The organism is Nibrella saemangeumensis (genome assembly GCF_039541915.1).
Taxonomy (GTDB): Bacteria; Bacteroidota; Bacteroidia; order Cytophagales; family Spirosomataceae; genus Nibrella; species Nibrella saemangeumensis.
In genome coordinates this window covers 67,464-77,034 of sequence record NZ_BAABHD010000074.1, presented here as the reverse complement: position 1 = coordinate 77,034, position 9,571 = coordinate 67,464, and the positions used below count along the sequence as shown (strand labels likewise).

Here is a 9,571-nt window from a genome sequence, read left to right as displayed (position 1 = left end):
GTTCGCAATAAGTTAATCTTACGGGCCTATGCCGTGGTGGGTAAAAACCAGGAATATGATAAAACTTATACATACACACTTGCTTAAACCATAGAAAACTCTAAAGAGTAATAAATAGTGCTTACCGCTTTACACAGTAAAAAATAATTTTGAACTAATACATATTTGTATTACATTTGTAGTAATATAAGCCCGCTACCGAGGTGAACTATCGGAGAATCATATGCAAATTATAACTGACTTTACTCGCTCAGGTTATCGAGACATTAACCGAAACTTACTAGGAGGCGTTGTTACTCAACAAGTAACCCAATTAATTGAAGTTGTCAAAAGCTTACCCCCTTTACCGGGTACAACTTACCGGACATTTTCGATAGATGATATTAATGGCTATGTGGAACGGCTAAAAACGGCCAAAATAATTACGTTTGCTGCTTTTTCAAGTACCAGCCGCGCTTCGTGGGTAGCAGATCGTTTTAAAGGTAATGTGCGGCTAACGATAGAAGGCAAAACAGGACGAGACATTGCTTTATGGAGTGATTCGCCAGCCGAACAAGAAACATTATACCTGCCGGGATTAACTTGCCAGATTAAGAGAGTAAGGACAATCAAAGTAGGAGGTAAAATTTGGGCAGTTGAGGCCGAGTTAGTTGAACTATAAGGGTGCCGGAACCCTGAATCCGGTAAACACATATGCACACTAAACGAGATATTGAAATAACGAAAGTACCATCTGATGATCTTGCTGAGCGGATGCAGTCGGCTGAAGGCGGCACCTTTTCAGGAGATACAGAGGATGTAGAGGAGGATGAAATAGATTTACCCGGCCAATTGCTTCCCGGTGGAGGTATACGCTTATCAAACACTTCTGAAGACATACCGAAACTCATTGCTGAACTCCGTATAATGCGTGGAATGACTCAAGCCGAGTTAGGACAGGCAATAGGCTATCCGGCTCAGGTAATTGGCAACATTGAGCAGGGTAGTCGTAAATTAGGCTTGAAGACCTTAAAAGATTTGTTTGAAGCTTTGGGCGGTGACCTCTACATAGAATACCGAGAAAAGCAGCAATAACTCATACACTTATTATTAGCTAAGGTAGATCCAGCACCGAAATTAAATTATGTAACACCATTTAAGAACTAAGAGCACTTATCTGGTACAGTAATCCTTTACTAACCTGCTGTTTAACGATTATTAATGTCAGTAAGGAGGTATAAAGCTCTATTCTCTCTAATATAGGCCGGGGGATTTACCCATTAGGTTTGTTCAACCCTATGTATCCACTCTACCCACTGGAGACGCGGTTAAACGTATAGAGAGTTAATAGCTTAAGGCCAGAAGTAATAACATAATCCTTTGTAAAGTATAATCTGATCCTAAATAAATATATTAATTCTTAGCATCAAGCCCCGGAACTGTTACTAACCTACTGTTTTCGCTGGAATGTAGGGAACAGGGTATTATAATTTGTTTCAACAGGGGAGAGTTTTATAACAAAATAAATTGGATTATGAGCGAAAGCTTTGGCTTTTATTCGCTTAGTGCACCAATGCGCCAAAGATAATCCTTTTGTTTGTTTGTTCTGTATGTGTATTATTGTTTCAAAAGAATTTTATTTTGAGTTATGCTACCTGAATTAAAAGATTTGTTTGATGCGATTAGCAATGCAGCTAATACAACTACTTTATTAATTAATTTTAAAAGCTTAGGTTTGAAGATTCCGTCAGTTGCGGTGAAAGAATTTTATAATAATGATGCTGAGGTTTCTAAAATTCTTGATTTGTGTTTTTATCGAAAGCAGGTGATGTGGGAGAATCATTCTTATGAGGATATTGACTGGTGCATGAATAGCCTTAAAGACTTAAGAGATAATTGTGATTCTATATCCGAAAGCTTTCCGCTTAGAAAAGATCCTAAAAGCAAAGACTTTGTTTTTGCAAATCTTCTTAGAGCTTGGGCTAATTATTGTGATGAAGCTTATAAAGATATTTTAAAGTTAGAACTAACAGGGAAGTCCCTACAATCGATTTTATCAAATTTTAGAAAAAAAGCATATCCAATTGTAGTTACTTTCATTTATGCTTTGCCTGATGGATATATTTCCAGAATTAATGCACTTCAAAAACTTGAATATGGAGTAAAGAACTCAAATTTACATATAAGACACGTTATTCCTAATTGGTCAATTGAGCTTTAATCCAACCTTTAGAGCATTAATGTTACTATTTATGTATTTGAATTTATTAATTTAAATTAATATTGAAGAATGGACATCCCAATAAAATATATTGAATTGTGTTTGGAAGAAATCGCAAAATGTAACGCAGAGTTAGAAAGGCTTAGTGAGAACACTGCTGAAGCAGAGTCCGAAGTTCCTGCTCCGTATCCGTATGATGGAATGAAAATTACTAGAAAAAACGAAGTTTTACTTCAACGAGATGAACAATTGAATATTTTAAGCGAGCATCTTCAAGCTTATAATATTGGTGTACGATCAAGTGCCTCAACAGGTTATTATCCAAGTAGTAGACAGAAATATATAGCTTTTGTTGATATTTTAGGATACTCTCAAATTGTTGAAAAGAATTCATTTGAGGATTTATCCAGATTTGTAGGTTTTCTTATTCGAGATGTACAAATGTATTTAACTTCTGAAGAAGCAGGGAAGTCCAAAACCCGGCTATACTTGCACGGTTTTGCACCAGACCTTTCAGAAGCTACTATTAACAATATTATGTTGTCTGACACAATTATATTTTGGACTGTAGACGATTCTGCGGAAAGCTTTTATGAGATTATTAAGAGTATTAGAAATCTAATGTTTTTTGAGTCTTTTTTTACTAACGTTGCCTTAAGAGGAGTAATCACCATTGGCGAACTAGAATTTGTTAATTATGATATAACTCACCCGTCCTTAACAATTAACCAGTCTACACTTTACGGAAAGGCGATAGTTGAAGCCTACCATATTGAAAAAGAGCAAGAGTGGATTGGTTGTTTAGTTACTGATAAAGCTATAAATAGATTTTTAAAAAAGGTGCCTACTCCAGATGCAAAGGATAAGGTATTTAATAATTTTATTATTCAGTATGACGTGCCCAAGAAAGGAAATCAATACCAAAATAGTTATGTAATAAATTGGCCTCAAAGCTATCCAATTAAGATGGCTAAAGAAAGTATTTGGAACTGTTTTACAAAGCATCATCATATTAGCGAACTAGCCGATAGCGTTTATCTTAAATACCAGAATACTTTAAAATTTATTGAATATGTAAAGAGTACCCGAACTGATGATACTTAGTCATTCCTTCAAAAGTTTTAGTTGAGAAATTTTGCCTATTTTTCAACAACTTGAATGCTTCTATTGACAAAACATAGTAGTCTTTAATTTTTTATATTTAGTTATTAACGAATGACTTCTACAACATTTTAATATTAAGGCTAAAAGCGAATTTTACTAAATTGGTCAGCAGGGTTTAGATTAGAGTTTAATAAACGCTTAGCTTCAAATAAATTTTAGCTTGTTAGTTACAACTTACTACTTAAAGTATTATAGTTCTAGAGCTTATTCACTATCTTTTAAGTTGGTGTTATCTTTATCTTGCTTTTTTAACTCTTCTGGATAAGGTACAAACATTAACTTGGTAAAATCTTTTATATACGGTAATGTAATTTTCGTGAACCTTTTTGTTTTATGCCCACAATAGTTAGTATATGCGCAACTAACACACTTATTTATATTTAAGCTATTTAATTCAAATATGGTTGATTTAACGTCTACGAATGATTTGACGTTATTTAGTGTACGTTCTAGAAAAGATTCAACATTGTCATTCTTTCTTAGTATCATAACGTCACATTTGTTTACGCCAATCCACTGCTTAACTGGTTGATTATTTATTGTGTTATAGTTCGTGTTTGTATAATACGTTTTGCGGTAATATGACCAGTATACCAAGTATCCGTAATCAGCTCCAATTTGGTTTAAAAGGTATATGTAGGAAGCTAATTGAATTTTATGATTATTATAAAAGTTTGTTTTTTCTCTTAGCCCCTCATGATATTTTTCCTCCACAATGAAAATCTTGCCTTTGCTATTTCTAAAAACGTAGTCGGGCTGGCCTGTAAAGTTCTTGTCTTTATTAATATAGGGTACCCTGTTTTCTGAATGCCCAGAGTATAGCAATGTCGAGTTTTCAATTTCTGTGAAAAACGCTTGGTTTGAACTATTGATCACACCATTCCTTTCTTTAAATCGTTGACTAATACCTGATCCAGTTGCTCCAATTACATCTTTCTCAAGATAAGAAAGTAAAACTCTTTCATCATGCATTATTAAACCTATGTCTGATTCTATGTTTGATTTCGTTTCATAGGTTTTATTTATTGAGAAAGCTACTGGACAAAATACATATTCAGCTAAATCGCTTGCTGTAAGGTATGAAGCGGAAAATTGTTTTAACGGTATCTGCTGAATGTATTTTTTTGTATTGTAATCTCTTAATAATACATCAATTAAGTTTTCCTCTTTTTTTAAAATGCCTTTAAGTTTTTCAATATATTCATAACAATATGTTTCTTCAGATTTGTTACTGCCAAACCCTAATCTTTTTAGTAGATATTTAATGAAAATTGATTGTTTTGATGTGTAGTTTGTTAAGTAGTTCCATAGATCTTCCATTGTCAAAAGCTTTGGTTTATATCTTTGAAGCCTTAATAATTTTGTAAACTACTGTGTATTGAAAATCATTAATTTGTTCAGATGTTCGCTTATCTACTTTTATACCCTTAAGTTTGCTCTGTTTAATTTAGGTGCCCTGAATATGGTACATATACTGCTAATTTGCATAACACTGTACGTTTCTCAAAGTAGTATTCCATTTTTATTCTCTGCCCCTCTACCACTGAATTCATCACCTAATTCATCACCTATTAGTGTATATTAGCGTAAATTGTTGATAATCAAGATGGGTTCTGATCCAAACGGGATCACAACAACAAAGGGTTAATCAGTTATAGCAGCAACTGATTAACCCTTTGTTGTTAACGCATATCACCCGCTAGGCAAGGCTACCGAATCAAGGGCAGAAAGTAGGCGCTATAATTTGGACTTTATAGCCGATTAATTAACTTCGATGGTTCAGGCTACTTGCTAAACGTTAACTAAACCTTGTTATGCGCTGGATATACTTTACGCTGATTGGCCTGGTGCTGATCGTTCGCCTGGACTGCTATGCTCAGGCTGGAAAAGCTAATTCGCCTTCCAAAAAAATCAGAACACTCATCGTAGACGGTCAGAATAACCACGAGATGTGGCCCAAGATTACCTACATGATGAAGCAGTACCTGGAAGAAACAGGTAAGTTCTCGGTTGACGTACAGCGTACCTATTATACCTGGAACGGGCAGGAGTATTTACAAAAATATCCGGTCAGCGGAGTGCCCAGCACGCAGGTAATGCCAAAGCCCCGCATGGATTCCAGTTTTCATCCGGCTTTTTCCAACTATGACCTGGTGATCTGCAATTTTGGCTGGAATGCCGCGCCCTGGTCCGATGCGACGCAGGCCGATTTTGAAAAGTTTATCAGCAAGGGAGGAGGGCTGGTGGTGGTGCATGCCGCCAACAACTCGTTTCCGTTATGGCCGGCTTATAATAAAATGATTGGCCTGGGCGGCTGGGGAGACCGCACCGAGAAAGATGGTCCCTACGTCTATTACGACCAGGAAGGGAAGCTCGTCAGAGATACCCAACCGGGACGAGCCGGCTCACACGGAGCCCAGCGCGAATTCCTGATCACGGTACGGAATACCAAACATCCGATTACCAAAGGCATGCCTGCCAGGTGGATGCATACTCAGGATGAACTGTATGACCGCCTGCGGGGTCCCGCTGAAAACATGGATGTGCTAGCTACCGCTTTTTCGCCCAAAGACAACAAAGGCACCGACCGCCACGAACCGATGCTGATGACCATTCAGTATGGCAAAGGCCGGATCTTTCATTTAGCCCTGGGGCATGCCGATTACTCGGTTGAATGTGTCGGCTTCATTACCTGCCTGCAGCGGGGCTCGCAGTGGGCGGCAACGGGTAAAGTGGACATACCCATACCATCCGATTTTCCGACCGAAACAAACGTTAGCCGGCGAAAATTTACGGCGGGTGATTAGCCGCAGTACGTATCTGGCCGTTACTTTTTATCCAGGTTCTTTTGTAAGTCCTCAGGGCTTACGGTGGAAACTACCCCACCCGGTGGGACATCTAACCGACAAATCCAGCGTAGGGCATTCAGCACCAGCTTCCGCAGGTCATCATTAGCCCAGTTCTGATGGAAGTGCAGCGCGGTATTGCCAAAGCTCCGCCCGCCATCGGGCCGTTCGTACACCCAGGCGATTGTTTCGGGTCGACCAGAGAAATTTCGACTGGCGGGGGTATTGCGTAACGAATCCGGTGGGGTGGCCGACAGTATGGGGTTGACCTGAGGGCGAAATCGAAGGAAGAAGTAGCATTCATCGTACACCTGAAAGGGTTTCACCCCCTGGGTAACGGGATGAACGGGGATTGTCCGGAAATCGGAGGTCCAGAAGCCATGGACCGAGTATTTATCTTCTTTGAAACCACCTAAGAGGTCGAGCAGGGGGTCGCCATTACCGGCCGGCAGCGTTACTGCGTAGTGGAGGGCGGCCAAACCAGCGCCCCGGCTGGCTGCTTTCAGGAGTTGCCGCTTATACGCAGGTTTCAGTGCCAGATGGCCATCTTTACCATCCATAAACAGCACGATACCGTCCGCGTTGGATACTAGTGTGGTGTCGGCCGGCCAACCGTTCAGGCTTACTGATACCGCTAAGTCCGGAGACTTTGCAAGCCATTGCTGAAGCAGCAGCGCTCCAGCGTTATACTCATGTTCGCCTGCTTTATGACTCGGTGTTCCGGCAATGATGAGCAGTCTTTTTTTACCGGCCTGGGGCTGAGCCTTGGCTGGCAGGGTAGGATAAGCCATCCCTGCCAGCAGAAGCGTGCAGGCCAGCACATATTTGATAAGTGTTGGTTTCATAACCAGAGAAGCAGAACTACCTGAATTATTTACTACTCAAGCGCCACTAATATGCCATTTCGTTGGTAGGCTTGTGAGTAATCGGCCGGGTGGAGAGGCTTTGTATCAAGAGAAAACCTACGTCCTTCTATATGAAAAGTCAATTCTACATACGCTTCCTGCTCTTTTCTTTCGTCTTATCAATGCTTTTTAATAGCTGTGCCACGCAGAAAAACAACGTGCAGAGCCGTTGGATCGACCTGTTCAATGGGAAAGATCTGACCGATTGGTCCGTCAAAATAACCGGGTATCCACTGAACGAGAATTTTGGCAATACGTTTCGGGTGGATGACGGCAAACTAGTGGTCCGCTATGACCAGTACAACGCCTTTGATGAGAAATTTGGCCACATCTTTTACAATAAGCCTTTTTCGGCCTATCTGCTGGAACTGGAATATCGGTTTGTAGGCGATCAGGCGAAAGGTGGACCGGGCTGGGCTATTCGCAATAGCGGGGCCATGCTGCACGGGCAGGACCCCAAAACCATGGGCGTAAAGCAGGACTTCCCGATTTCGCTGGAAATGCAGTTGTTAGGGGGTGACGGTCAGCGGGAGCGGCATACCGCCAACCTGTGTACGCCCGGCACAAACGTGTTCCTGAACGGCAAGCTGTTTACTCCCCACTGCATCGAATCAAAGTCAAAAACCTACCACGGCGACCAATGGGTGCGTGCCGAAGCCCTAGTGCTAGGTGATTCGCTGGTGAAGCACATTGTCGAAGGAGACACGGTATTGACCTATACCAAACCCCAGATTGGGGGCGGTAACGTAATCAACCATGATCCGGCGCAGAAAAAGGATGGCCAATTGATTAAAGGAGGTTATATATCCCTGCAAAGCGAAAGCCACCCGATTGAGTTCCGGCGGGTTGCGCTGTTTGACCTGGCTCCGTATATGAACGACCGTAAACGACTACAGGCCGTGCTGCAGCAGTTGCAGGCCCGGAAAAATCCATAGTAAAAAATAACAGCCTGCTTTTTTAGGGGCAGGCTGCTTTATCGGGTAAAGGAAAAAGAAGAATTGCTGAAGTATCAATTTAATAAGGCATACACCACAATCCCGGCGAGATAGCCAACCAGCGCGTAAACAGAAATACGTTTCAGGTACCAGATGAAGTCGATCTTCAGGATACCCATAGACGCTACGCCCGCTGCCGAGCCGATGATGAGGATACTACCGCCCGTACCGGCGCAGTAGGCGAGCAGATTCCAGAAATCATGGTCTACCGGATACTGTGTTATCGGATACATGCCCATCGCGGCTGCTACCAGCGGTACGTTATCGACTATAGAAGACAATAGTCCAATAAGGGTGTTGATCAGGTAAATGTTGCCCACGGCGCTGTCAAGACCAGTCGCGAGCAGACGCAGGTGACCACTGGTATCCAGCGCTCCAACCGCCAGCAGAATACCCAGGAAGAACAGAATACTGGGCGTATCAATACGATGAAGCATGGCGGCTACCGAGAGGCCCTGTTTCTTTTCATCCTCCTTGTCGCGGTGCAGAAACTCGGTAAAGATCCAGATAAGACCCACCGACAGCAGAATACCCATATAAGGCGGGTAATGGGTTAGGCTCTTGAAAAAGGGTACGGACACCAGTCCTACGCCACCCAGCGCAAACATGGTAACCTGTTCGGTGGGCGTCGTTTCTATCTTTGCGTGAAGCAGGTTATCTGCCTGTGTGGGCGCTTCAACCTGCCCGCGCAGATAGAACGTGGCTACCAGCAGGGGGGCCAGGAGGTTGATGAGGGAGGGCAGCGCCAATGCCTGCATGATATTAAAGGTTGATACCTGCCCGCCGATCCAGAGCATAATGGTGGTTACGTCACCAATGGGTGACCAGGCTCCACCGGCATTAGCGGAAATAACAACAAAGCCGCCAAACAGCCAGACATTCTCTTTGTTCTTAATAATCCGGCGGATCAGGGCACACATGATAATAGCCGTAGTCAGGTTGTCGAGCCCCGACGACAGAAAGAACGATACCCAGGAGATGATCCACAACAGCTTAACACGGTCAGTGGTTGCGATATGGTCGGTAATAGTCCGGAAGCCATTGTGTACATCGACCAGTTCAACGATGGTCATGGCCCCCAGTAGGAAAAACAGAATACCGGCAATCTCGCCCAAGTGCTCGAAGAGGGCGTGATTGAGTATCTCGTGTGTATCGCGGTGGGGGAGGGGGACCGTACTGGCGGTGAGGGTCTGAAACGCCGGCATCTGATCGAAACCGATCAGCAGAATCAGCCAGCAAAGCACACCCGTGAGCAGCGCCGAAGCGGCTTTGTCAATCCGGAGCGGATGCTCAAGGGCTATCAGTATGTATCCAAGGATAAATACGACAACAATTAAAATAGCCATGGAAAGGGTTAAGGTTACGGAAGGGAGAGCTGGAGGTATCTTACGTTTCAGCGGGGCAGCCTGGCGGTTCCATGTATGGGCATAGGACTACCAGTTGAAACCTGGAATTTGGAAC

Annotated in this window: 8 protein-coding genes and 1 pseudogene; 6 read left to right on the top strand and 3 right to left on the bottom strand. The window is 42.5% G+C overall.

Going from position 1 to position 9,571, the window contains the following annotated elements; translation table 11 throughout:
* Nucleotides 1-208: 208 nt before the first annotated feature.
* The 4 genes and pseudogenes from ABD949_RS21055 to ABD949_RS21040 all read left to right on the top strand — a co-directional run.
* Nucleotides 209-661, top strand: a pseudogene (locus tag ABD949_RS21055) (ADP-ribosyltransferase); the annotation flags it as partial.
* Nucleotides 662-693: 32 nt separating this feature from the next.
* Nucleotides 694-1,074 carry a helix-turn-helix domain-containing protein gene (locus ABD949_RS21050; RefSeq protein ID WP_345246701.1) on the top strand — a complete coding sequence of 127 codons (381 nt, stop codon included), beginning with the start codon at nt 694-696 and terminating at the stop codon, nt 1,072-1,074.
* A 553-nt stretch (nt 1,075-1,627) separates the two neighbouring features.
* On the top strand, nt 1,628-2,200 hold the full coding sequence (locus ABD949_RS21045) for a hypothetical protein (RefSeq protein WP_345246699.1): 573 nt from the start codon (nt 1,628-1,630) through the stop codon (nt 2,198-2,200).
* A 102-nt stretch (nt 2,201-2,302) separates the two neighbouring features.
* Complete coding sequence (locus ABD949_RS21040; RefSeq protein WP_345246697.1) at nt 2,303-3,304, top strand: hypothetical protein; 1,002 nt, start codon at nt 2,303-2,305, stop codon at nt 3,302-3,304.
* A 264-nt stretch (nt 3,305-3,568) separates the two neighbouring features.
* Here ABD949_RS21040 and ABD949_RS21035 read toward each other — a convergent pair whose 3' ends face one another.
* On the bottom strand, nt 3,569-4,684 hold the full coding sequence (locus ABD949_RS21035; RefSeq protein WP_345246695.1) for a hypothetical protein: 1,116 nt from the start codon (nt 4,682-4,684) through the stop codon (nt 3,569-3,571).
* Nucleotides 4,685-5,178: 494 nt separating this feature from the next.
* Between ABD949_RS21035 and ABD949_RS21030 the strand changes: the two genes are divergently transcribed.
* Nucleotides 5,179-6,171, top strand: a complete 993-nt coding sequence (locus ABD949_RS21030) for a ThuA domain-containing protein (RefSeq protein WP_345246693.1) — start codon at nt 5,179-5,181, stop codon at nt 6,169-6,171.
* Nucleotides 6,172-6,191: 20 nt separating this feature from the next.
* Here ABD949_RS21030 and ABD949_RS21025 read toward each other — a convergent pair whose 3' ends face one another.
* On the bottom strand, nt 6,192-7,055 hold the full coding sequence (locus ABD949_RS21025; protein WP_345246691.1) for a ThuA domain-containing protein: 864 nt from the start codon (nt 7,053-7,055) through the stop codon (nt 6,192-6,194).
* 182 nt (nt 7,056-7,237) lie between these two features.
* Between ABD949_RS21025 and ABD949_RS21020 the strand changes: the two genes are divergently transcribed.
* A complete protein-coding gene (locus ABD949_RS21020; protein WP_345246705.1) occupies nt 7,238-8,050 on the top strand; it encodes a 3-keto-disaccharide hydrolase in 813 nt (270 codons plus the stop codon).
* Nucleotides 8,051-8,124: 74 nt separating this feature from the next.
* On the opposite strand, the gene nhaD is transcribed toward ABD949_RS21020, so the two are convergent.
* Complete coding sequence (gene nhaD / locus ABD949_RS21015; RefSeq protein WP_345246688.1) at nt 8,125-9,456, bottom strand: sodium:proton antiporter NhaD; 1,332 nt, start codon at nt 9,454-9,456, stop codon at nt 8,125-8,127.
* Nucleotides 9,457-9,571 lie beyond the last annotated feature (115 nt).